At 38.5% G+C, this 24,447-nt stretch carries 23 protein-coding genes, 4 tRNA genes and 1 pseudogene; 18 read left to right on the top strand and 10 right to left on the bottom strand.

The window, feature by feature from the left end; translation table 11 throughout:
• Positions 1–147 precede the first annotated feature (147 nt).
• A complete protein-coding gene (locus tag ACINWC743_RS14955) occupies positions 148–2,346 on the top strand; it encodes a TRAP transporter large permease subunit (RefSeq protein WP_004825161.1) in 2,199 nt (732 codons plus the stop codon).
• Between the two features lie 168 nt (positions 2,347–2,514).
• On the opposite strand, the gene ACINWC743_RS14950 is transcribed toward ACINWC743_RS14955, so the two are convergent.
• A complete protein-coding gene (locus ACINWC743_RS14950) occupies positions 2,515–3,294 on the bottom strand; it encodes an AraC family transcriptional regulator (protein ID WP_005034115.1) in 780 nt (259 codons plus the stop codon).
• 162 nt (positions 3,295–3,456) lie between these two features.
• Here ACINWC743_RS14950 and ACINWC743_RS14945 point away from each other — a divergent pair, with 162 nt between their 5' ends.
• Positions 3,457–4,377 carry a DMT family transporter gene (locus ACINWC743_RS14945; protein WP_009586048.1) on the top strand — a complete coding sequence of 307 codons (921 nt, stop codon included), beginning with the start codon at positions 3,457–3,459 and terminating at the stop codon, positions 4,375–4,377.
• 68 nt (positions 4,378–4,445) lie between these two features.
• Here the strand turns inward: ACINWC743_RS14945 and ACINWC743_RS14940 are convergent, their stop codons facing one another.
• The 6 genes from ACINWC743_RS14940 to rnr all read right to left on the bottom strand — a co-directional run bounded on the left by ACINWC743_RS14940 (position 4,446) and on the right by rnr (position 11,059).
• Positions 4,446–4,880: a hypothetical protein gene (locus ACINWC743_RS14940; RefSeq protein ID WP_009586049.1), complete on the bottom strand. Its 435-nt coding sequence runs from the start codon at positions 4,878–4,880 to the stop codon at positions 4,446–4,448.
• A gap of 15 nt (positions 4,881–4,895) precedes the next feature.
• Positions 4,896–5,105, bottom strand: a complete 210-nt coding sequence (locus tag ACINWC743_RS14935; RefSeq protein ID WP_171064900.1) for a YheV family putative zinc ribbon protein — start codon at positions 5,103–5,105, stop codon at positions 4,896–4,898.
• A 54-nt stretch (positions 5,106–5,159) separates the two neighbouring features.
• Positions 5,160–7,187 (bottom strand): M3 family metallopeptidase, encoded by a 2,028-nt coding sequence (locus tag ACINWC743_RS14930; RefSeq protein WP_009586045.1) that lies wholly within the window; start codon positions 7,185–7,187, stop codon positions 5,160–5,162.
• A 92-nt stretch (positions 7,188–7,279) separates the two neighbouring features.
• A complete protein-coding gene (locus tag ACINWC743_RS14925) occupies positions 7,280–7,906 on the bottom strand; it encodes a hypothetical protein (protein ID WP_009586029.1) in 627 nt (208 codons plus the stop codon).
• Between the two features lie 79 nt (positions 7,907–7,985).
• Positions 7,986–8,549 carry a hypothetical protein gene (locus ACINWC743_RS14920; protein ID WP_005034104.1) on the bottom strand — a complete coding sequence of 188 codons (564 nt, stop codon included), beginning with the start codon at positions 8,547–8,549 and terminating at the stop codon, positions 7,986–7,988.
• Positions 8,550–8,614: 65 nt separating this feature from the next.
• Entirely contained in the window at positions 8,615–11,059 is a 2,445-nt protein-coding gene (rnr, locus tag ACINWC743_RS14915; RefSeq protein WP_193786309.1) for a ribonuclease R, read from the bottom strand.
• Positions 11,060–11,323: 264 nt separating this feature from the next.
• On the opposite strand from rnr, the gene ACINWC743_RS14910 reads away from it, so the two are divergent.
• From ACINWC743_RS14910 to ACINWC743_RS14900, 3 genes are all read left to right on the top strand, one after another.
• Positions 11,324–11,413, top strand: a tRNA-Ser gene (locus ACINWC743_RS14910).
• A gap of 15 nt (positions 11,414–11,428) precedes the next feature.
• A tRNA-Arg gene (locus ACINWC743_RS14905) sits at positions 11,429–11,505 on the top strand.
• A 47-nt stretch (positions 11,506–11,552) separates the two neighbouring features.
• Positions 11,553–11,629 (top strand) — tRNA-Arg (locus ACINWC743_RS14900).
• Between the two features lie 74 nt (positions 11,630–11,703).
• Here the strand turns inward: ACINWC743_RS14900 and ACINWC743_RS14895 are convergent.
• Positions 11,704–12,582 carry a hypothetical protein gene (locus ACINWC743_RS14895; RefSeq protein ID WP_228129114.1) on the bottom strand — a complete coding sequence of 293 codons (879 nt, stop codon included), beginning with the start codon at positions 12,580–12,582 and terminating at the stop codon, positions 11,704–11,706.
• Between the two features lie 235 nt (positions 12,583–12,817).
• On the opposite strand from ACINWC743_RS14895, the gene ACINWC743_RS14890 reads away from it, so the two are divergent.
• From ACINWC743_RS14890 to ACINWC743_RS14865, 6 genes and pseudogenes are all read left to right on the top strand, one after another.
• Positions 12,818–13,015 carry a hypothetical protein gene (locus ACINWC743_RS14890; protein ID WP_004825146.1) on the top strand — a complete coding sequence of 66 codons (198 nt, stop codon included), beginning with the start codon at positions 12,818–12,820 and terminating at the stop codon, positions 13,013–13,015.
• A 199-nt stretch (positions 13,016–13,214) separates the two neighbouring features.
• Complete coding sequence (locus tag ACINWC743_RS14885; RefSeq protein WP_009586062.1) at positions 13,215–13,874, top strand: amino acid ABC transporter permease; 660 nt, start codon at positions 13,215–13,217, stop codon at positions 13,872–13,874.
• Positions 13,864–14,535 (top strand): amino acid ABC transporter permease, encoded by a 672-nt coding sequence (locus ACINWC743_RS14880; protein ID WP_009586052.1) that lies wholly within the window; start codon positions 13,864–13,866, stop codon positions 14,533–14,535. Before ACINWC743_RS14885 ends, ACINWC743_RS14880 begins: the two co-directional genes overlap by 11 nt.
• Complete coding sequence (locus ACINWC743_RS14875) at positions 14,532–15,263, top strand: amino acid ABC transporter ATP-binding protein (protein ID WP_009586058.1); 732 nt, start codon at positions 14,532–14,534, stop codon at positions 15,261–15,263. Before ACINWC743_RS14880 ends, ACINWC743_RS14875 begins: the two co-directional genes overlap by 4 nt.
• A gap of 112 nt (positions 15,264–15,375) precedes the next feature.
• A pseudogene (locus ACINWC743_RS14870) lies at positions 15,376–16,199 on the top strand (transporter substrate-binding domain-containing protein).
• A 60-nt stretch (positions 16,200–16,259) separates the two neighbouring features.
• Complete coding sequence (locus ACINWC743_RS14865) at positions 16,260–17,126, top strand: cysteine ABC transporter substrate-binding protein (protein WP_005033989.1); 867 nt, start codon at positions 16,260–16,262, stop codon at positions 17,124–17,126.
• A 65-nt stretch (positions 17,127–17,191) separates the two neighbouring features.
• Here ACINWC743_RS14865 and ACINWC743_RS14860 read toward each other — a convergent pair whose 3' ends face one another.
• Positions 17,192–17,629 carry a winged helix-turn-helix transcriptional regulator gene (locus tag ACINWC743_RS14860; protein ID WP_005033986.1) on the bottom strand — a complete coding sequence of 146 codons (438 nt, stop codon included), beginning with the start codon at positions 17,627–17,629 and terminating at the stop codon, positions 17,192–17,194.
• 104 nt (positions 17,630–17,733) lie between these two features.
• Between ACINWC743_RS14860 and ACINWC743_RS14855 the strand changes: the two genes are divergently transcribed.
• The 3 genes from ACINWC743_RS14855 (at position 17,734) to ACINWC743_RS14845 (ending at position 20,085) form a co-directional block, all read left to right on the top strand.
• Complete coding sequence (locus tag ACINWC743_RS14855) at positions 17,734–19,002, top strand: MFS transporter (RefSeq protein WP_009586032.1); 1,269 nt, start codon at positions 17,734–17,736, stop codon at positions 19,000–19,002.
• Between the two features lie 122 nt (positions 19,003–19,124).
• A tRNA-Arg gene (locus tag ACINWC743_RS14850) sits at positions 19,125–19,201 on the top strand.
• 98 nt (positions 19,202–19,299) lie between these two features.
• Entirely contained in the window at positions 19,300–20,085 is a 786-nt protein-coding gene (locus tag ACINWC743_RS14845) for a hypothetical protein (protein ID WP_009586027.1), read from the top strand.
• A gap of 23 nt (positions 20,086–20,108) precedes the next feature.
• Here the strand turns inward: ACINWC743_RS14845 and ACINWC743_RS14840 are convergent, their stop codons facing one another.
• A complete protein-coding gene (locus ACINWC743_RS14840; RefSeq protein ID WP_009586031.1) occupies positions 20,109–21,398 on the bottom strand; it encodes a hypothetical protein in 1,290 nt (429 codons plus the stop codon).
• Between the two features lie 189 nt (positions 21,399–21,587).
• Here ACINWC743_RS14840 and ACINWC743_RS14835 point away from each other — a divergent pair, with 189 nt between their 5' ends.
• From ACINWC743_RS14835 to ACINWC743_RS14820, 4 genes are all read left to right on the top strand, one after another.
• The gene (locus tag ACINWC743_RS14835) at positions 21,588–22,088 is read left to right on the top strand and encodes a YcxB family protein (protein ID WP_004825133.1); all 501 of its coding nucleotides are present in this window, start codon (positions 21,588–21,590) and stop codon (positions 22,086–22,088) included.
• A 45-nt stretch (positions 22,089–22,133) separates the two neighbouring features.
• A complete protein-coding gene (locus ACINWC743_RS14830) occupies positions 22,134–22,772 on the top strand; it encodes a fumarylacetoacetate hydrolase family protein (protein WP_005033976.1) in 639 nt (212 codons plus the stop codon).
• A gap of 240 nt (positions 22,773–23,012) precedes the next feature.
• Complete coding sequence (locus ACINWC743_RS14825) at positions 23,013–23,546, top strand: PAAR domain-containing protein (RefSeq protein ID WP_009586039.1); 534 nt, start codon at positions 23,013–23,015, stop codon at positions 23,544–23,546.
• Entirely contained in the window at positions 23,539–24,276 is a 738-nt protein-coding gene (locus ACINWC743_RS14820; RefSeq protein ID WP_004825130.1) for a VRR-NUC domain-containing protein, read from the top strand. The genes ACINWC743_RS14825 and ACINWC743_RS14820 overlap by 8 nt, the downstream gene beginning before the upstream one ends.
• Positions 24,277–24,447 lie beyond the last annotated feature (171 nt).

Raw genomic sequence — 24,447 nt, 5'->3', positions numbered from 1 at the left:
ATCTTTGTCATGTTTTTTCTAGGAAAATTACGGCAAATTTAAGATGTACCGATAGGAATGGGTATTGGTAAAGGATTTTACCTCTGACCTAATAATAAAGATAAGTTATGCAAGCAATTGCATAGTGGTTTTAAAACTGGAATAACAATGCAAGAACCTGTAAATAATAGATCGGGATTAGGTCTACTCAGTTATCTCTGGAATGAGTGGTTCTCAACCTTTTCCATCCTTATTCTACTCCTGCTGACCTTGATTATTGGGACAGGGGATATGATCCATGGGCAAATGCTCCGTTTAGGCGAACGCCTGTATGGAGACGAAAAAATAGGAATGCAATATTCCTTTTTACGTGCCGAACCAAAACAACCTTCATGTGATCGCAATCTAGACATCGATAAGCTGGTAAAAGAAAAAATGCAACAGGAAGCCAGTGATCCTGATGCTGCGTTTTTCGGGTTAACACCTGAGGCGGATGTCCGAGCGTCATTTGTTTCAGCCCAGACTGATTGTGAACAAAAATATGCGTTCTATGATAAGTCAATGAAGCATATGGAAGATCATCCATCCATTCGTACTTATCGTTCAATGGAAACGGGCTTTTTCTGGATATTGAAATGGGGCTCTGAACATCGCGTCCTGATTTTAATTTTAATGGTGGTGATTGCTGCAATCACAGCATCATTAAAAATGCATCATATTGGTTTACGCCCTGCACGAACCAAACTTGATTTTAAAGTTTATAACGTTGCAATGGTGCTTGGTAATGCATTGCTCAGTTTCTCGGTAATTAGCCAGTATCGTTCCGTACAAAACTCAGGTGTAGAATCTACACTGGAAACCATCGGTGTCTACTGGTTGTGGATGATTCTATTTACCGTCCTCACCGTGATTAGCCTGTATAAATTATTCCGCACACCTGAAACAGCCGAAGAAGGTGGGAATTTTGGACTGGCACTGCTCAGCATTCCTTTATATGCCTTCATGGCGATTGTAACGGGTATTGCCTTTACATTCTTTATGGACTATCCAATGGGACAAGGGATTTACCTTGGCTTATTGACTGAGTTCTCTAATATCTTCCTGAACTTAGCGCTGTTCATTTGGGCGGGGATGTTACTGACTCAAACCCGAGTCATGGACTTGTTCTTGGCGATTTTACGCCCATGGAACTTGGCGCCAGAAACATTGACTTGGATCATTTTGATTGGTGCTGCAATTCCTACAGCCTATACTGGCGCATCGGGTATCTTCGTTGTTGCCGCGGGTGCGATCATCTATAAAGAAGTATGGAATTCTGGTGCACGCCGTCAATATGCATTGGCTGTTTCAGCAATGTCAGGTTCATTGGGTGTGGTATTACGTCCATGTCTGTTGGTGATTTTAATTTCGATGCTTGATAGCCGTCATGTCACTTCTGATGAGTTATTTGATCACGGTATCTATGTATTCTGGTTAACTGCATTTATTTTCCTCGGGGTGTCATTGTTCCTTGCAGAGAATAAATTCCGCATTAACTCACCAAAAGTTGCAGTTCCAGGTATGTTGCGGGCATTCTTACCTGTGATCCCATATATTTTGATTGTTGCAGTTGTGATCGGCTTCTATAAGTTCGGTTTAGACACGCAAATGGATGAGTTTACTGCACCTGTTATTCTTCCAATCATGCTGTTGGCATTTATCTTGTTTGATAAATTATTTGGCAATAAATTACCAATTCCGGAAAATCCAAATAAAGCACTTGCACTGGAACATGAAAAGAATTCAGAGTACTTACGTGAGCATGGAGATACCGCAGAAACTAAGCGTGGTTTCCGCAGTGCGATTCGTTTTGCGACCTCTGAGAGTGTAGGACATATTGGTGCGCTGATTATCCTGATGGCATTGTCTGCAAGTGTGGGTGGTTTGATTGAGCGTAGCGAAATCGTGACCATGGTTCCAACGCATCTGGGCAGTATCTTGGTAACGCTTGGCTTTATGGCGTTATTGCTTGCAATGATCGGGATGACGACAGATCCATTCGGTGCGGTGATTCTTGTTGCTGCAACGATTGCGCCAGTTGCATTTGATAATGGTATCCATCCAATCCACTTCTGGATGATTGTATTGGTTGCATTCGAGTTCGGTTATGTGACGCCACCAGTTGCACTGAATCATTTGCTGACGAGGCTCTCTGTGGGCGATGCTGAAGTCGCCGCCGCTGACGCTGAAGCGAAAGCAAAATATACCAGCTTCTATTATCGTTATGAGCGTTGGATCTTACCAATCGTGGTCTTGTTCTCTGCCTTAATGATCGTGACCTATGCACCTTACTTATTTAATCTATTTGATTGGTATAGTGCGAAGTAATGACCACAATTAAAAAGCGCCTTAGGGCGCTTTTTTTGATGGTATGTATTATGTGGAGAAATTACAGCTTTTAAGTGCTGATATATTTGAGCAAAAAAGTTAAAGCGAACATTTATAAATAGCTGTAGTCGTTATGTCGATGATGGTGCTAAAACTTGATGACCGTGTTTAGAGTGAGTCAGACTGAAACTGTTGAATATATTCACTGGGCGTTAAACTGGTCTCTCGTTTAAACATGGCACTAAAAGCACTTGCACTGTCATAACCTAAATCTAAAGCAACATTGAAAATTGACTTATTCATTGCGAGATCAATCATTGCTTGCATCAAGCGGGCTTGGCGAACCCAATGACTAAAATGCATTTGGGTTTCTTTTTGAAAATGTCGTGTAAGGGTTTTGGGGCTGATATGCAAAAGTGCTGCGGCATGCGCTAAGCTCCAATCCTGAGCCAGATCATTTTTAATAGCAACGCAAAGTTTTTGCAGTTTAATATTTTGCGGTTCGGGCAAGTTAAAAGGCAGTACATTTAGTAGTGCCACTTCATCTAAAATCAACTCAAGTAATCGCTGTTCTCGACTGTGTGGCTGAATTGGGCTTTGAATCTGCATGGCATGACGAATCAACTCTTTGAGCAGTGGAGAAATACTCACGACACGACAATGATTCACCAATTGATCACGTGCATCAGGTTCGATAAATACGCCATAGGCTTGTACATCACCACTGATGTGCAAGGCATGAAGCTGATAGGCAGGAATCCATACGCCACGTCCAGGAGGTGTAACCCAAGTTCCCTCTGTGGTTTGTACTCGAATCACACCAGTAAGCGTATGAATGAGCTGAACTCGATCATGGCTGTGCCAATCTTCTACATGACCGTGACTATAGTTTTCAGTAAATGCATATACAGGATAATCTAAAAATCCATGATCGTAATTATTGCCCAACGACCTACCTCCATATTTGAATGTTTGGTTTTATTTTCAATATGACCCTGTGCCTATCATAAATAAAGTGTCCTTTTCTCGATAATTTTTGTCATTTTGTCGTACAAGCTCGAAATCAATATTTTTTAACATGATTGCTTCTTTCTGTATAGGCAGAAGCTTATGTTCCAAAAAGCATATTTCTATCCCTTGTTTGCCATTTTGTTTTGGGCTGGAAATGTCATTGTGTCCAAAATGGCGAGCCATGCAATTTCACCGATAGCGATTACATTTTATCGATTGGTCTTTGCATTGGCTGTGATGAGTACTTTTGTTCTGATTCCGACATGGAAAAATCGTAAAGTCATTGCTCAATACTGGAAGCACTTGGCTTTAGGTGGCTTTCTATCAGTCTCATTATTTCAGTTTTTATCTTATCAGGCTGCTGCTACCACGACCGCAACCAATATGTCGATTGTCACAGCGCTGATTCCCTTATTGACAATTATTTTAAGTACTTGGATTTTAAAAGATCAGGTGAGTTATGGTTTGGTGATCGGGGGCTTATTGTCTTTTTATGGTATTTTGTACTTATTGAGTCATGGACATATTGCTCAGGTGTTTACTCAAGGTATGCATCTTGGTGATGCCTTGATGCTTATTGCATCAATCGGTTATGCGCTATATGGCGTCCTGTTAAAGCGTTGGAAAATGCCGATCCCTGCGTGGCAAGCAAATTTTGTGATGTCTACTTTTGCAATCCTATATGTTTTACCTTTTTTCATTTTTTTACCTGCTTCTCAAATGCAGTTGAATCAACACACCATTCCTTTAATTTTATATGCCAGCATTTTCTCGTCTATTTTGTTGTCTTATTTATGGATTGAGGGGGTAAGGCATTTAGGACCGAATAAGAATAGTATTTTTATGAATTTATTGCCGATTTTTACTGCTTTGATTGCAGTGGCGTTGCTCGGAGAACAGCTGCAAGTTTTCCATTTGGTTGGTGGTGGTCTGACATTGTGTGGAATTTTATTGGCACAAATGGTGCAAAAACCGATTCAATGGGGCAAACGAAATAAACAGTCACTCGACTCACTTTAAATGTATTTTATTGACCATAAAAAAAGCCTAAACAGTGTGTTTGTTTAGGCTTTTATGAATCCACCGCTTTATTGCTTTTGAGCAGCAAGTTGTTGTTCTAATATTTTAATTTGCTCTTCTTTCAACTTAATCAATTGATCTGCATCCGCATGTTGAGAGGTGAGGTTCTGCTGTTGATCATCCAATTGTTTTTGAATGTCTTCTAACTTGGCAACTTCCTCTTTTGCCAAACTGGCATTCTCTGGGACTTTATCTTTTAAAATCGTTTCATTGACTAATTCCACATTGGTTGCAGAAGTGCTTTGCTCAGCCGGCTGTGCGGTAACTGGAGCAGTTTCTGGTACTTTTTTGGCAGGTGCAGTTTGATGAATTTGCTCATTATTTTGTGCCGTTTCAGATGAATGATTCAACCAGAAAAAACCTGCAATTAATAAAATAACCGCTATTAAGCCACCTGCAATGATCCACATTAATTTTGAATTATTTCTTTCTTCTACATACATTTTATAAGATCCAATTTATTTTGAAGAGCGAGGCTTGAATTGAATCACCCCAATTTCATCAGGTATGGCTGGCTCTTCAGGCGCATCTACATGAGTAGGGCGATTTTCAGAGTAACCACACTCGATGCATTCAATCCATTCAGCATCGCCTTGGGTGAGCATTACAATACGATCCATCGCTTCACATTTCGGACATTTTGCACCAGCAATGAAACGACGTTTAATATTCATACACCCACCACACTTTAAACAATTTTGACCGTTAGTTTAAGCGTTTTTTTAGCTATTCGTCCAACCTTGATGACGCAATAATGCATCTATTTTTGGCTCACGACCACGGAAATTGATAAATGCGTCAAGTGCTGTATCTTTTCCGCCAACTGCAAGAATTGCCTTACGAAATTCTTGTCCAGTCTGGGTGTTAAAAACACCTTCATTTTCAAAACGGTCAAAAGCATCACTGGCTAAAACTTCAGCCCATTTGTAGGAATAATAGCCTGCAGCATAACCTCCTGCAAAAATATGACTGAACCCATTTTGGAAACGGTTATAAGGTGCAGTTGCTAACACTGCATATTTATGGCGAATATCATCTAAAGTCGCTTGGATCTGTTCTGCATTCAGTGCAGGAGTGAGCTTGTGAATGGTTAAGTCAAATAAAGCAAATTCGATTTGACGTAACGTTTGCATACCTGATTGGAAGAAACGTGCATCCAACAATGCTTTAAGCAGGTGATCGGGCAGTGTATCTTTAGATTCGATATGTTCACTGATTAAAGCTAAACTTTCACGGTCCCAGGTCCAAAACTCCATAAATTGACTTGGTAATTCAACTGCATCCCAAGCCACACCGTGTGTTCCTGCAACTGCGATATTATCCACTTCGGTTAACATGTGATGTAAGCCATGACCAAACTCATGGAATAAGGTATTCACTTCATCATGTGTTAATAACGCAGGTTGATTACCTACAGGAGGGGTGAAATTTCCAACCATATAGCAAATTGGTTTTTGTAAACCTGTTTCGGTTTGCATACGTGACCGGAAGCCACTCATCCATGCACCACCACGTTTACCATTGCGGGCATAAAGGTCAAAATAGAATCCACCTATTACAGTCCCTTTATCTTCTAGCTCATAGTAGTGTGCATCTTTATGCCAAAGTGGAGCTTCACGCTCAATCACTTGGATACCATACAAGCGTTTTACAACATTGAATAAGCCTTGAATGACTTTAGGTGCAGGGAAGTAAGGTTTTAAATCTTCTTGAGAAAGATTGAACTGTTGAACCTTAAGTTTCTCAGAATAGTAGGTACTGTCCCAGGCTTTCAGTTCATCGATACCATCTTGTTGAGCGATGGCTTTGAGTTCATCAACTTCTTTTAATGCTGGAGTGCGCGCATGTTCTGCTAAATCCACAAGAAATTGATCTACAGTGGCAACATCGGGTGCCATTTTTGATGCAAGTGAATATTCAGCATAATTGTCAAAACCTAAAAGCTTTGCCATCTCCTGACGTAAGCTCAGGATTTCAACCATGACCGGCGCATTGTCAAACTGTGTGTCAATTGCTTGATCAGATGCACGTGTTACGTAGGCATGGTAAAGCTCTTCACGCAAAGCCCGATCATCAGCATAGGTCATGATCGCCAAATAGGATGGAATATCTAAAGTAGCAACAGGTTGGTCTAACTCACGTTGCTGTCCATATTGTTTGAGCAATTCGATGCTACTTTGCGGTAAACCTTTTAACTGGTCTGTCGTTAAAACTTTACTATATGCTTGGGTCGAGTCTAAAACATGATTTGAAAAGTCTGACGAGAGTTGTGAGAGACGTGCTGAAATTTCAGCATAGCGTTTTTTGGCTTGACCTTCTAAAGCGACACCTGAAAGCTTAAAGTCTCGAAGCGCGAGTTTAATTGCACTCTGTTGAGCTGCTGATAAGTCAGCAAAAATAGAGTTGTCATAGACATTTTGATAGGTCTGAAACAAAGCAAAGTGTTGACCAAGCTGAGTGTAGTATTCGCTGAGGCTTGGTAATAAGGCTTGATACACTTCGCGTGTTTCGGCATTGTTCATGACCGCATTGAGGTGTGACAAAATTCCCCAAGATTCACTCATATTGTTTTCAAGTGTATCTACCGTTTCAATCACTGTAAGTTGTTGCTGAATCGTTTCAGGAACTTGAGTCAATTCGTTTAAAAAGTTTTGACCATTTTGAATGGCTTGTTCAATATTGTGTTGAAGTTGATCTAAGGTGATTTGATCAAATTGGGGGACAGGCAAAGTTGCCTTTTCTAATGTCATATGCTTTATGCCATATCAATTCTAAAGTTATAGATAGATGTAGGGCTTTTAAGTGGCGAAATCAAGGTATAACAATAAAATTAACACAGTGCTTAGTTTAACTGTTTGGTTTTGATGTTGTATTCGAAAGGTACAGAAAATGGTCCAGCATCGAAACTAATGCCTAAAATATCTTTGTTCAGATAAAAACCATCTGCTTTTTTTAGATCAATGATCTTTCGATCTTCTGCATAGTCTCGATATAGATATTGCAGATCTGCGCTGTCACAAGTCTCAGCGATTGCTGATTTTTGTTGCTCAATACATGGATCAAGTTGTTTGGCAATCTCACTTGAAATTTGGCTTGCGGACAATTGATATTTTTTGAGTAATTGTGGCAAAGTCACGAATTGTTTCTTTTTTAAATCGATCACATAGTATTTTTCACGATAATAACTTCGACCACCTTCAATCTCTAAATGGATATGAATACTTAAATAATCGTGATTTTGATAAACCTGCTCTGAACTAAAATCAATTCGAGACGTTTCATCTGCTAAAAGTTCTTGCTGGATCTGTTGATTGATTTTTTCAAAGCCTTTGCCTTGGATAAAAGGAATAGTTCCTGAAAAGTTTGTGTATTTTGAAGGAATCGTTTGAGTTTTAAAGGTGATGGTTTCAGCAGAAGCTACACAGCTGAGTAACAGTGTTGCAAGTGACATGGTGGTTTTAATTTTCATAACTTTGCTTCTTGGGCTATTCTTATTTAATAATTATAGAGTAAACGCATATTGAACATTTCAATTTTAACGAATGGAATCATCCGTGACTAAATACTTTAATGTGAGTAATTAAAGAGCCTAATGGTGACTCAACGACAATAAGTTGAGTCGGAATTTCTTGCTGATCCTTAAATTTGTTATAGAAATCTTCTGAAATGCAGAGATTTAGAAATTCATTAGAATGATCATTGATACCCAATTGATAATTACACGTGAAAAAATTACGGCGATTTGATTTATAAATGGTATGTGTTTGAACATTTATCAGTTTCTGTTCTCCCAAAAGTGAGGTATATGCTATAGGAACAATTCCAGAAACTTGGCAATCAATAAAAAAGAAAATAAGTAGGGGTAACCATAATAAATTAAAAGCTTTTTCTGGATCATAAATTATATTTAAAGGATCAATTTGTTTGATATTTTTTCTAAAAACATAAATTAAAATTGTAGCAATTATCGTGAGTACTGCACAAAGCACCAATAATGCAATATCTAACTTAGGGTTAAGTAAAAAGCTTGCATTTGATTTAACCCAGATCGCACTGACGAGCATATAAATATAGATCAAACAAACAATAGATTTTATATTTTTATTTTGCATATTTTGAATGATAAAGTGACTCAATTAATCAAAAGAAGCCTTACAAAGTAAGGCTTCCTAAAAAATTATTCATCTTTTGCTTTCGCATTCGACTTTTTCTTTTTTACCTTTTTCTTCACTTTATCTTTAGCCTTTGTTTCAGGCTGAGTTGCAGCACTTTTTCCAGATTTTTTACTGTAAGAGCTGGGTTTTCCTTTGGCTTTTTTCTTTCGAATGGGGCGTTCTCCATCTTCACTGACATTTGAACGATCAGATTCAGATTTAGCCTTGTTTGGACGCTCAGAGAAAACTTCTTCTTTTGCTGTTGGTTTGGCAACACGTGGAGCACGACTGCGAATCGCACGACCTGCATGAGACAGTTGTTGCAACAACTCAAAATCAATCTTACGCTCATCCAGATTGACGCCAGCAACCTTAATCTTCACTTCATCACCTAGACCAAAAACTTGTCCACGGTTTTGTCCAATTAAAGTTTGGCTCACTTGATCATAAACAAAATAGTCATCGCCCAACTGACTCACATGCACCATACCATCGACATACAAGTCTTTTAAGGTGATGAATAATCCAAACTCAGCCGTTGCACTGATTACACCAACAAACTCTTCACCCAAATGCTGTTGCATATAGTGACATTTCAACCATGAAGTAACAGAACGAGAAGCTTCATCTGCACGACGTTCAGTTGCAGAGAAATGTTCACCTGCATCTTCTAACGCCGCACCTGAAAGTGGATACTTTTTGTTGGTTAAACTGGCTTTAATCGCACGATGTAAGAGCAGGTCAGGGTAGCGACGAATTGGTGAGGTAAAATGAGTATATGCTTCATAAGCCAAACCATAGTGACCTACATTTTTTGGTCCATAATAAGCTTGCATCATTGAACGTAACAACACTGCATGGATACTTGGCGCATCAATACGATCTTTGGTCGCTTCAATAACAGCTTGATAGTCCGCCTGTGTCGGCTGATCAGGGAATTTAAGACCAAGTAATTTGACAAAGTCTTTGACTTTTTGAATGCGTGAAAACTCTGGTGCTTCATGCACACGGTACAGCATAGGGACTTCATTTTTTAAACAATATTCTGCTGCGGCAACGTTGGCGAGCAACATACATTCTTCAATCAGTTTGTGTGCAACATTTCGAGTGCGCGGTAAAATCTCTTTAATTCCACCTAATTCATCAAAGGTCATGTACGTTTCAACGGTTTCAAATTCCATTGCATGACGCTGTGCACGTAAACCTTTTAATGTTTCATATAATTGGTAAAGTGTATTGACAGATTTACGCACATCACGATCTTCAGGAATCGCATTGCTGTCGCCATCTAAGTATTGTGCAACTTGAGTGTATGTTAATCGTGCTTTTGAATGCATCACCGATGGGTAGAATTCAAATTTAGTTACCCGACCTGCACGGCTGAGATTTAAATCACAGACCATACATAAACGGTCAACATGTGGATTTAAAGAACATAACCCATTTGATAATGCTTCAGGCAACATCGGCAATACATAGTGAGGGAAATACACGGATGTACCACGCTCTTGTGCTTCATCATCTAAAGGTTGACCGATTCGCACATAATGGCTGACATCAGCAATAGCCACAACTACACGATAACCACCACCTGCACGTTTTTCAGCATAAACAGCATCATCAAAATCACGAGCATCTTCACCATCAATGGTGACTAGTGGCAAATCACGTAAATCTATACGCCCTTGTCGATCTTTTGCTGAAGGTTCTTTATAAGCTTCAGCCTCTTTGATGACTTCTTCTGGGAATTCATAAGGTAAACCATATTCTAAAATGGTTTGTGGGATGATAATTTCAGTATCTGCTTTATCCGCCATGGACTGAATCACATGACCTGTCGCAAATTCGTCCCGAGTAGGATAGTCATCAATTTCTACACGTAAAGCATCACCCACTTTGGCTTTGGCATGCTCAATGAGTTCTTTTTCTAAGGTAATGGGTTGGTGTGCATTTGGATTGGCTGGTTGTATAAAGTACTCACCATCAAATTCTGCAACTTTACCAATCAATTGCTTCACTCGGCGTTGAGTCACTTCGGTGATATATCCCCAAGCTTTACCTTTACGGTCGACAGAGGTTTGCTGAACTTTTACTCGGTCACCATGAAAGACTTGGCGTAATTCACGCTCAGGTAGCAGGTATTCATCTTTTTTACCATCCAGACTGGCAACCCCTAAGCCTTTTGCATTGACATACACAGTGGCATCAAGGGTCGGTTGATCTGCCATGAGTTGATATTTAAAACCATCTTTCATCAACTGACCATCACGTACCATTGCACTTAAACGATGGCTTAAAGCATCTATACTTTTCTGATCGACAATTTCAAACAGTTCTACAAGATCGGCATGTGATAATGCTTCTTGTTTTTGCTCAATGATTTCTAAGATCAGTGTACGACTTGGAATGGGATTGTCGTAACGCTCAGCTTCAGCTTTGGCTTCAGGATCGACCCAATTTTTCATGATGTATTTGGTTTCTAGTCAGAAGATAGGATTAGCATAAGACATACCGTGCAATACTGCACGTAATTGATTGCAATATTGTGTTTTTAATTTGGTTTTTTTAGAAATTGGGCATGTTTTTTAAGATGATGAATATTTTGCAGCATAAAAAAACAACAAAATGATGAAAAACGCTTAAAAAGTATTTAATTGAGTAAATTTCTCTATTTTTTTTAATATCATCACTTGCCGAATCGGGTTTAACTTTGTATTATGGCGGCTCGTTACGGTGAGATGGGTGAGTGGCTGAAACCACATCCCTGCTAAGGATGCATACGGGTAACTGTATCGAGGGTTCGAATCCCTCTCTCACCGCCAACGATTACTTATGACGCGCTCATAGCTCAGCTGGATAGAGCACTTGGCTACGAACTAAGGGGTCGGGAGTTCGAATCTCTCTGAGCGCACCAATAAGTTAATCAACATGTAACGAACGCCTTTAGGCAACACAAGTATTGCGCTCATAGCTCAGCTGGATAGAGCACTTGGCTACGAACTAAGGGGTCGGGAGTTCGAATCTCTCTGAGCGCACCAACTTGAACATCTTCGGATGGTAAATCAACCGCTTCATTGCGGTTTTTTTGTGTCTGTAATTTGATAAACTAATTTTAGTTTTTTAGTATATTGATTCTCTTCACAATTTTTCGAAAAATAAAATAGCTAAATGCAATAAGCCCAATAACAATGCCAGTTATCTCAAAATAGGAAATAGTTTTAATGTTAAAAAGCATAAAAATGCTACTTAAACATAGGCTAAGCCACAATAAAGAGAAAAATAGGATTTCATTAAAGAAAAATACTTGAAAGAGCCATTTGCGTAGCTCTCTATTTTTGATTCGAGTGAGAAATAAGAACCGATGTTTATAATTTAATGGGATGTCTGATGATATTTCCTCTTTGGATAAGAGTATTTGATAAAAATGTGCTTCATCAAAAGATTTGTTTAATTTATTTTCAATAGAATTATCTAACTTTTCGTTTCTATTTAACCATATATCTACTTCAACACAAGGCAGTAAAGACTCACCAAAACCGTCTATATCTAAATATCGATGTTGTGGTGTTTTTAGCTCAAAAGATTTTAGAAGCCAATATCTTGATGGTGATGGGCTTGTGGGATCATGATGTTTTTCTTCAATGAAATTGATCATATCCAGCATTTCATTTTTAGCCTCTATGCTAAACGGATCAATCATCATTCCCATAATATCAGTCACGTTAAGTTCGACTGAGAATGTTGGAGTGCGTTGTAAATATCGTAAAAATGCTTGAGCTAAAATTTCTACTTTTTCGTCATTATAGAGTGCTGACCATATATTGAGTCTAGATTTAAATGTTTCACAACTTTTTAAGATTGTTGCACGAAAGACGTAATAGGTTAAGCCTTCTTCATCTTGAAGAGGTTGAATGTCTTCAGCTTTAAATAAAGCTAACCAAAATAATGGAATCGAGTATTTAACTTCTTGATAGGTTTCATTTTCATCCATTTCACCCGTGATTCTATCGAGATCGGATGAAATCCAAAGTGTTGAATAATGTCCCATTTTTTACATTTTTATTTAAGTATTAATTTATGATTATACTCAGAAAATTGTGTGCTAATCCAAAATAATTTATGAATTTATACGCGTCTATTCTTGTCGCGAAGCAAGTTGTCTAAGCCCAATTTTCGAGCTAAAAACTTTAAAATGACAACCAGAATATTGGCTTTGAAGGGATCACATGACAGCATATACAGACGGATACTATATCTATGAGCATGTGGATTTCATTTGCCATTTTAATTTACAGCAATGTGATGGCTGTAATCGAACCTTGACAGGCTTTGTCTATGAACTGCAAATTCAAAGCTTGGACAATGAGTCTGTGATTTTTTGTACAGCGTGTATGGAGCAATTGGAGTTGGTGAACGTGGATTAATCACTTCGAATCTTGTGCTTTATTGTTCTGATTGTCCCCCCGATATTCTCTATAAAAAATCAACGACGGACCATTATATTTATCGAAAAGCTTATCTGATAATCATATTTATTTAGAAAAAAATATCGCTGTAAGATGGTTCAAAATCATTTTTTCTGCTTTAGCACATTGCATAAAATAATTATTCTGGACGATTTCTTTGAATTGGCAATATATCTACAGTGTGATGCCTCAGTTTGTTTCGGCAACGCTGACGACACTTAAAATCTCAATCATCAGCATTATTCTTGCCATCTTGGTGGGTTTAATATGCAGTATTTTGATGACTTATCGAGTACGTGTATTCGACAAAATAGCCAAAGTCTATATTGAGCTATCTCGCAATACCCCCTTATTAATTCAGCTTTTTTTCCTTTATTACGGTTTACCCAAATTAGGAATCAAAATCGATGGATTTACCTGTGGTGTGATCGGTTTGACCTTCTTAGGTGGAAGCTATATGGCGGAAGCGTTTCGGGCAGGATTGCAATCAGTTGCCCAAGGGCAAATTGATTCAGGTGAAAGTATTGGTCTGAATCGAGTGCAAGTCTTTCAATATGTTGTTTTCCCCCAAGCCCTATCCGTTTCGATTCCTGCAATTGGGGCAAACTGTTTATTTCTGATTAAAGAAAGTTCAGTCGTCAGTGCAATCGCCGTGGTTGAATTACTATTTGTCACCAAAGACTTGATTGGTATGGACTATAAGACCACAGAAGCATTGTTTCTGCTGATCCTGTCCTATCTGATTATTTTATTGCCTGTCTCTATTCTTACCAGTTATCTGGAATACCGTAGTCGGAGGGCAAGCCATGGAGTTTGATTATCTCTTTCAAACAAGCCACCTTGTTCGGTTGTTTGAAGGGCTATGGGTTACTGCCAAAATCGCCTTCATTTCTGTATTTTTCTCGGCAATTTTTGGCACTGTTTTGGGGGTGATCATGACCTCAAAAAATATTCTGATTAAAGCAATTTGTCGTCTGTACTTAGAGGCGATACGCATCATCCCGATTCTGGTTTTACTGTTTGTTTTCTACTTTGGTTTTGCAACATGGTTTAACTGGCAATGGTCAGCAGTGTTTGTTTGCATTGTTGTTTTTGTTTTGTGGGGAACTGCGGAAATGGGTGATTTGGTCCGAGCGGCAATCACCTCTATTGATCAGCATCAAAAGGATGCTGCCTATGCACTGGGTTTGAGCTCAATACAAACTTTGAGTTTTGTGGTTTTTCCATTGAGCCTTAAACGTGTTACGCCTGGTGCAATCAATTTGTTTACCCGTATGATCAAAACCAGCTCCTTGGCTGTCCTGATCGGGGTGGTGGAAGTGATCAAAGTTGGACAACAAATTATTGAAAACTCGCTGTTGGTTGTACCCAATGCCTCGCTGTGGATCTATGGTTTGATCTTCTTTTTATATTTCCTGATTTGCTATCCCTTATCTCGTTTGGCAACACATTTAGAAAAAGTTTGGGAGTCACGATGACTTTGTTATCTATACAACAATTACAGAAATCATTTGCAGAAAGTCATATTTTACAAGGCATAGATTTGGACGTAAAACAAGGTGAAGTTGTGGTGATTCTGGGTCCTTCAGGATGTGGAAAAAGCACTTTGTTGCGCTGTATTAATGGCTTGGAAAAGATCCAAGGCGGTCAGATCTATTTAGAGGGTTCGGGGGTGTTAGGGCAGGATTTACCATGGGTTGATGTACGTCAAAAAATTGGCATGGTGTTTCAAAACTACGAACTTTTTGGACATATGAATGTGATTGATAACATTCTGTTAGGACCCTTAAAAGTTCAGAAACGCCTTCGCATAGAAGCAGAAAAGGTTGCGGATGAATTATTAAAGCGGGTCGGATTATATGATCGCAAGCAGGATTATCCACGACAACTTTCGGGTGGTCAAAAACAACGTATAGCAATAGTGCGCTCTTTAGTCATGCAACCCCAAGTGATTTTACTGGATGAGATTACAGCGGCTTTAGATCCTGAAATGGTGCGAGAGGTTTTGGATGTGGTGCTGAAACTTGCCCATGAGGGAATGACCATGTTGATCGTGACACATGAAATGTCGTTTGCTCGAAAAGTCGCAGATCGTATTATCTTCATGGACAAAGGTAAAATTATAGAACAAGCCACACCTGAACAGTTTTTTCAGCAGCCACAAACTGAACGTGCGAAAGCATTTTTAAATATGTTGAATTATTAGCAAATCGATTTAGAAATAATAACGAGGAAGTATGGCTTTATCTTATTTAACACAATCTCCGAATTTTTTAAAAATTTCTACGGCTGTTCGAACATTGGGTATCGCACTATGTATGGGAGTAATGACTGCTTGTAGTCCCTCATCAGAATCACAGCAATCGATCACGCAGGATCAACAAAAGGATCAATCTTTAGAAAAGATCAAGCAGAAAGGAATTTTTCGAGTTGCCGTTTTTGCCGATAATCCACCATTTGGTTATGTGGACAGTGCGGGTAAACCACAAGGTTTCGATATCGCTTTAGCAAAAAGAGTGACCAAAGATCTGCTTGGGAATGAAAATAAGATTGAATTTGTGGTGACTGAGGCTACAAACCGTGTGGAATTTTTAAAATCAGGTAAAGTGGATGCCGTATTTGCGAGTTTTTCAGTCACACCTGAGCGTAAACAAGTGGTTGATTTTGCTCAGCCTTATTTAAAGGCAGCCTTGGGTATCGTATCGCCTAAAGCTAAGGTGATTACAGATATTCACCAGCTCGAAGGTAAAACCTTGATCGTCAATAAAGGTTCAACTTCTGATATTTATTTCACCAAGAACTATCCAAAAATTAAATTATTGAAGTTTGAACAAAATACCGATGCATTTAATGCCCTAAAAGATGGTCGTGGTGATGCTATTTCGCAAGACAGCACTTATGCCTTGGCATGGGCATCGGAAAACCCAACATTTACTGCGGGGATTCAACAAATTGGAAACCAAGATTTTATTGCCCAGCCGTAAAAAAAGGTGATACGCAACTTTTAGCTTGGTTGAATCATGAAATTTTAAGCTTACAAAAAACGGGCGAAATTCAGAAAATTTACGATCAAACCCTACAACCCGTTTATGGCACAACCGTAGATTCCAAAGTCTTTTTGGATGTCACACCGAAATCATAGTTGAACAAAACATCACAATAACGATCGCTTAAATATCAAAATAGAACAGAGGATAATGAAATGAATATATCGCTTAAACAGTTCACTCATTTACTGGCGGCATCCGTATTGAGCTTGGGTTTGGTGGCGTGTAATAAAAATACAGCTAGCACTGACAAAACGGTCGAACCTGAGCAAACAGCGACAAACAGTATTGAACAGATTAAGAAAAATGGGGTGGTTCGTATAGGTGTATTTAGTGATAAACCACCTTTTGGTTATCTCGATGCACAAGGTAAAAATCAAGGCTTCGACGTGGAAATTGCCAAGCATGTTGCCAAAGACTTATTGGGGGATGAAAATAAAGTTCAGTTTGTTTTAACTGAGGCAGCCAATCGTGTTGAATATTTAAAAGCCAATAAAGTGGATATTATTTTTGCCAATTTCACTGTGACACCTGAGCGTCAGGAAGTGGTCGATTTTGCTAAACCTTATTTAAAGGTTTCTTTGGGAGTGGTCTCACCTAAAGCCAAGCCGATTACAGATCTGGCTCAATTAAAAGGGCAAACCTTGTTGGTCAATAAAGGCACTACAGCAGATTCATTTTTCTCTAAATCCCATCCTGAAATTAAATTACAGAAATATGAGCAAAATACAGAAACTTTTGACGCGTTGAAAGATGGTCGAGGTGTTGCACTGGCTCATGATAATTTATTGGTTTTGGCTTGGGCAAAAGAGAACCCAAATTATACAGTAGGTATTACCAGCTTAGGTCAGCATGATTTAATTGCACCTGCAGTGAAAAAGGGCGACAAAGCACTTTTAGATTGGTTAAATCAAGACCTCGAAAAATTATCTAAAGCAGGTGTAATCCAACAAGCCTATGAGAAAACACTCAAACCTGTCTATGGCGACAGCATCAATCCAAAAGATTTGCTGGTGGAGTAATGCCATCATCAGGTTCTACGACTGAAAAAGCTTAGCACGTTGAGTACAAGGGAAGCATTTTGCAACTAAGAGATTTTTTTGACGAAAGTATCTTGTGCAAGAATCTGCTTTCCTTGTTTTGTCATGGGTTGCATAAGTGCTAACTCTTCTCCTGTATGTTGATCTATCAAAATAGAGTGGGGTTGATTGTGATCAAATAAAAATTGTTCGCCCCATTGTCTGAATGCAACCACAATTGGAAATAAGGCAATGCCTTGTTCTGTTAATGCATATTCTAAATAAGCAGAGCCATCTGAAGCAGGTTGAGTTTTAAGAATTTGCGCATCAACTAATTTGGTCAAACGATCGGAGAGAATGTTTTTGGCAACATTTAAATTTTTTTGGAAATCGCTAAAACGCTTAAGACCATCAAAAGCATCTCTAATGATCAGTAAGACCCAACGATCTCCAATCAACTGTACTGAACGAGCCACAGGGCAGGCTTGGTATTTTTCTTGATTCATTTTATTTACACGTCATCAAAACTAAGACTATAAAACCAGTTGCAATTTAAAACAAGTTTAAGTAGTTTTAATCTGGTTGCAAATTAAAACCAGGTTAATATGAAATGAAAAATAAGACGATCCAAGCGCAACAAATAAAAGCCCATCAAGAAAATTTCTCAACACTGCCACAGGCTTTGGTGATTTTATTGGCATGTGCTGCTGGGTTGAGTGTGGCAAATGTTTATTATGCCCAGCCTTTACTGGATTTGTTTGCTCAAGATTTTAAATTGTCTTATTCATGGGCAGGTCTCATTGTTTCATTGACTCAAATAGGCTCAATCATTGCGCTGATTTTTATTGTGCCTTTAGGTGATTTATTACAACCAAAGCGATTGATATTGTTGCAAATACTGAGCTTGTGTGTGTCACTGGTTTTATTGATTGTTTCAACGCATATTGTTGCTCTATTTGCAAGTATTTTGCTTGTGGGAATGCTGGGAACAGCAATGACTCAAGGGCTAATTGTATACGCATCAGTATTAGCACCTGCTGAAGCACGTGGAAAAGTAGTGGGTACGGTTCAAGCTGGCGTGTTGATGGGCATACTGTTATCCAGAGTTGTGGCTGGAACTTTAGCCGACTGGTTCGGGTGGCAAGGAACTTATGTATTTTCACTCATCTGTATGAGCATGACCTGTATGCTGTTATGGAAATTTCTACCGATGACTTTTCAAGGTATTGCATTATCTAAAAAGCCCAGTTACTTACAGATTATATTTTCAGTATTTGAACAACTATATCGTCGTCGTGTTTTACAAATTCGTGGTCTATTGGCTTTGATTATTTTTATCAATTTAAATCTTTTTTGGAATGCTTTGGTTTTTCCTTTATCTATCCCGCCGTTTGAATATTCACATCGTTTAATCGGCTGGTTGGGTGCGATTGGTGCGATCGGAGCAGTAATGGCGATTCGTGTAGGGGGATTGGCAGACCGCGGTTATGCACAACAGGTCACCCAATTTGCATTTTTACTCATGATCATTTCGTGGTGGGTGTTGAGCAGTTTGTATTTTTCAATTTGGATATTTATTTTGGGTATTGTCTTGTTGGATGTTGCCATTCAAGCCGTACATGTGATTAACCAAAGTTTAATCTTTCAAGCAGACATTCAGTTACATGGGCGTTTGGTGGGGGCGTATATGTTGTTTTATGCATTGGGTAGTTCTATCGGTTCAATCTTAGCAACAACTTTATATAGTTCTTGGGGGTGGTCAGCCGTGTGTTTGGCTGGCGGAATATTGAGTTTAGTCGGGTATTTATTTTGGTATTTGACTCGGAGGATCGTTGCTGAATGGCAAAAAAGTATGCTTCGGTCGATTGCTAAAGCTTAAAGCGACTGCTTTTTAGCTACTTAGAAAGGAATAGCCCAAATACTAGACACTTAGATCATAACGGGATAAATAGCACTTAACAAAAAAATGAAAAGGCGTATAATGCGTCCCATCAAGACGTCGCGCTCATAGCTCAGCTGGATAGAGCACTTGGCTACGAACTAAGGGGTCGGGAGTTCGAATCTCTCTGAGCGCACCAACTTGATAAAATATTGAAAAAACCGCTTCTTTGCGGTTTTTTTGTGCCTAAAAAATGTCACAATGACAAGGATAACAAAAAATAAGGTCAGTGTTTTGATGTATGAAAAATCTTTATTTTTGCTGATGGTTGTTGTTACGCTGTTGAGTGGATGTACAGCAATTTTATGGAATAATAGTGATTCTGGAACGCTAGCCACAGGTAAAGTAGTTTCTAGTCATGCAGATAGAGTCACTGTAGATCAGGATCAAATTGTTGGCTTTGCCTACTTAAAAGAAAGTTCCTCTTCAACAAACAATGTTGATATAAAAAAACTGGACACATCTTTAATTGTGATTGGGCAAAAATATGCTTATATGATTGATATTGGTAATCAGGAAATTTTAGAGACTATTCAATCTGATTTAGACCCAAAATATTGGCGAATTAGACCTGTTCGTTCAAATGAAGAATATTTTGGATTATCTTTACTCCCTAAAATCGATGACGATAAGCATTTACAACAGGTTAAATTCAGTGCTGATATTGAACTGTATTATGCTAAAAACAATTTAACCCAAAATGAGCAGCAGCAATTATCTCGGTTGGATTTGAGTCAATATGAATATGGTCAAGAAAACACTGAGTTCTATCGTAGAAAAATTGGATTGGTAGGGCATATTGTGGGTCTAAATGCTGAAATGAACAAAATGAAATTTCAGCACTTTAGCCATAATTATCCGATTGAGATCTATACAAGTGGTAAAACACATTATTCTCTACATGGGAAAAACCTTTTACAGAAGATTGCACTCACTCCTGTGACCTTAGTCGGGGATATTGTGGCAATCCCGCTTTATTTGCTTTTCAATATCGGATCGACCATTAAAAATATTGCCCATTGATGAGGGATAGCAAGCAACACCGATTATTTCACTTTCTGAGCAAAAATAGCATTTGCCCCCAGTGCAGGTAACATTTCATGATAGGGTAAGCTACGTGCTGCTTTGAGTAAAAATGGTGCTTTTTCATCGATTTTGATGGTTGTGGTCATCTTTAATAAAGTGTCATTGCCTTGAGGTAAGAACTGAATTTGACCTTTGAGATAGCGCAAATCTCCTCCATTGGCGTAGAAGTTATTTTCAGTCGCTTTGGGGTAGCTAAAATGCATCTTAAAATCAAAAGGAATACTGATCACACCTAAACCTACACTGACTTTAAATTCCGCATCTTGACCTTGTTGAGTACTAGGTGTTGTTTTTATGTTTTTGATTTGTCTTGGAAAAATTTCTTTATAAGACATCGGTTGAGTCCAACGCTGTAACTGTTGTGGTGTTGCATTGATATATTGGTAAGTGGTGGTAAAGCGTAGAACTTCACGACCATGCGTATAAGGAACTGTGACAGGATTTAATATCAGGCTCACAGGTTGTTGAGCATTGGCACTCACTTGAACAATTTTATTGATTTGAGCTGTGCTCAATTGAGGACTAGGCAGTTGACCTGCGTTTAATGCGGTTATCTTTTTCGTTGAAAACTTATTTTTTAATGCTTCCAATACAAATGCACTTGAACCATTCGGAATGGCAAGTTTGACTTCAGGAAATGCATTTAAAATCTTCTTAAATAAAAATCCTTGCGGCTGATTTAAATCTCCCCACTGCGTTAGGGTAATTAAGGTTTTATTCTCTCCTAAACTAAACCATTCAAATTTTCCTGCTGCATAAGGAATAGGTCCATCAATCACCAGTGTTGAAACACTGTTTGCTCCAATTTGATGTTGCAAGATAACATCTTCGTTAAAATTTAAAACAGGGATCGGTGTAGGGATCGAAATACGATATTTCAGTTGACTGACTTGACCTACGGATTCTATTACTTTTGCTGATTTTAAAGTGGGAAATAATCCGACATATTGGCTGTAATTGCTTAACGTTTTTGCAACTTCTTGACTGCTTACAGGGACAACGATTGCCGCTGTAGAAAAATGAGCAATCGGTTGTGGATTTTTGGTCAAGGTTGGTAACGCTGTTTTAATGGCAGGATGGGGATAAATTAAAATATTATCTTGTGCAATTGCAGCAATTTGTTGTGCATTTTGGTCAAAAGGTTTTAATGCACTTGGAATATTTTCTGTCCATGCTACTAATTTTGCAACACTATTTTGGTTTATTCCAAGCAAAATAATCAAACTGATATTCACATAAACGTGTTTCATTGCGGTTCCTTTGCAAACTTTATTTTTGGTGATCTTCATTCAATTTAGACGATCTTTGTCTTATGGTTATTAAAAAGGGTTTGGCTGAAAAAAGTAGAACTGTTGTGTAAAACGTGACGAAAATCGGTCTATCAGGCTCTAATCTGGTGTAATATCTTGGCATCCTAAAATATTTATATTGAAGCAACTATGTCAGACACTCAGCCTGCATTATCTGCACGTTATTATCTTAATCTAGAAGAATCTCAAGATGGTTTTAAACTGGCGACATTTGGAAAAAAACAAATCAGCCAATTGCTTACTCCTTTGGTCAGTATTGGGATCATTGTATGGGGTATTTATCTTGGTTTGGATGGTGTGGGTAAATACTACGTTTGCTTGGGTGCTTTTTTCTTAATTTTACAGATGTTGATGCGCTATTGGTTTTTACCGATGATGTTTAAACGTCAGTTTGTAAAGTACCAATTTGGTAAGAGTGAGCAAGGCATTGAACTGTTCCAAGATTATATGGAATTATTCAGTAGTGGACGACCGAAACAAGTGCATCATTATTCAGATGTACAGAAATTTGCAGAAGGCAAACTCACTTATATGATTGAATTAAAAAATCGTACTGTGGTGATTGTACCAAAACGTGCTTTTGCAACACCCACAGATCAAAGCATTTTTATCAATACATTCAAGAAGTAATTAGACTGAACAGTTTTTAACGGTGATCAATAAGAAGGGAATAATATGAGTACACGTCCATCTAAAATTGTGTGTGTAGGTCGTAGTTATGCAGCACATGCAGCAGAATTAGGAAATGCAATTCCAGACCGTCCAGTCTTATTTATCAAACCACCCAGTAGTCTGATTTCATTACAAGAGGGTATTTCTTGGAATGAAGCATGGGGCAATTGCCATCATGAGTGTGAACTGGCTTTACGTATAGATCAACCCCTCAAAGCTGAGACCAATCTAGACAAAGTTTTAGATGCAATTGGTGCTGTGACTTTAGGTTTGGATCTGACGTTGCGTGATTTACAGGATGATTTAAAGAAAAAAGGTCAACCTTGGGAGCGCGCTAAAGCATTTGATGGTTCATGTGTGTTGGCGGATTGGGTCAGTGTAGATGAAGTCAAAGACTGGTCGGCAGTAAAGTTTGAATTTGCTGTAAATGATCAAGTTCGACAAAAGGGAGATACCTCACTGTTGATTTTTGATATTGCTTATTTACTTGCAGATATTAATCAAGTGTTCTGTTTAGAACCGGGTGATGTCATCATGACAGGAACGCCAGCAGGGGTCGCTGCCTTGGCTTCAGGGGATCAACTTTCGATGACATTACATGGTCAAAGTCAAGATTTTGTTTGGAAAACCTTTGTAAAATAAAAAAGCAATCACCAACATTAAACCCATTGTTTATACCTGACTAAACAATGGGTTTTTTGTTGAATGTGATTCTTATTCGTCTCTTTTAAATACTTGAATTTTTAAGATAAATTTCTTGTTTTGGTTTGTTGAAAATTACAAAAGTCCTATTTTTTTGATTCAATATTCAGTATATTGACTACTATTGTTTATATTTAAATATAAATCATTTTAATAAAATTAAATTATAAGAGCAGAGTTATGAATAAGCCCATTATTGTCCAAGGCTGTAAAACTGATCATGGTGGCGTTGTTTTGCATGGTCATCCAACAATATCAATAAATGGTATAGGGATGGCAGGCAAAGGTTATATGGTCGCTTGTCCTAAGTGTAAAGGCATTTTTCCAATAGCCGAAGGTGCACCTAATTTTATTCTTCCTGATGATACTCAAGTTGCTTTAGTTGGAATGAAAACTGCCTGTGGCGCAAAATTACTGCCAAGCTCATTTCAGGTGGTTGTTGAGCCCAGTTCACCCTTTGGTTCTCAGTTAATGGGCAATCCAAATGATGAGGGAGAGGAAACAGTCCCACCACCACAAGACCATCAAGGGCGTTTTCAATTGGTTGCTCAAAACACTGGTGAACCTATAGCGAATCGTCGAGTTCGTGTGACGATGGGAGATGGTACAACGACGATTTATGCAAGTGATGACCAAGGTTTTACCGATTGGATCTATACGCCTTCCGAAGAGGAAATTCATCTTAATTTAGTGGATGAATTAGACAATGGCTGATCAAGGAAAACCGCAAGGGATTTTAACGACAGGACCCTCTCAAAATCCGACGATTAAAGTCGTTGCTATTATCAGCGATGCCTTAGATCTTCAAGATAAAAAAGTGATTTGTAAGGCGATTTGTTATTGTGAAGTCAATCCCAACAAAGGAAAAAAGAAAGAAACCAATCAATACCAAGCTTGCGTATCAGAACGTTTAGGAGAGCTGGATAAATTTTTAAATTATCAAAGCCCTTACAAAGCAGAAGTGAATTATGATATGCATCGGAATCCGCCCGCACCAATTATGGAAAAAGGAATAATCACCAAAGTACACCCTTATCTTCCAGGTTGGATTAAAAAGTATTGGGAAGTTGAAAAAGGTTATTCTTTTGAAAAGGGGCAGGGTATGGTGCGTCGTCCTGATGTGGTGATTGTGAAAGATCCTAATCTTCCCCCGACCCAAGACAATATCAAACATGTTGTTGAAATAAAATTTAAAGATAGACTGAGTGAAACTCAAATAAAAGACTACCCAAAAATTGCAGGCGATTCAAGTAAAGTTAAGCGCTTAGATCCAGATGAATGCGATTGTGGAAATGATGATGAGAATGGTAAAACCTCAACGGTTGTCGAGTTTGTAACTTGGGCTGCTGGACTGATTGCTGCTGCAATTCAATTAAGAAAAGGCAAACTTCCAAAACTTCCTCGATTTCCATCACCTAAACCTTCACCTCAGCCTGCTTGGTAAACGGAGAATACAATGTATTTAAAAACTGAAGAAGAATATAAACTGTGGGCTGAGCAACAAGAACAAGGTGCGATTGGTGGAGGGCTTTTTGCCAAAGGTGGTCCTGAAGATTATGTGGGTGCAATACCTGCAATTCGTGCAGTTTTATATTTTAAAGAGGGCTTTAGTGAT

The sequence above is a fragment of the Acinetobacter sp. WC-743 genome (assembly GCF_000335555.1).
In the GTDB taxonomy this organism is placed as follows: Bacteria; Pseudomonadota; Gammaproteobacteria; order Pseudomonadales; family Moraxellaceae; genus Acinetobacter; species Acinetobacter bereziniae.
Note: the sequence above shows the minus strand (reverse complement) of the source record. Positions and strands in the feature narration are given on the sequence as shown.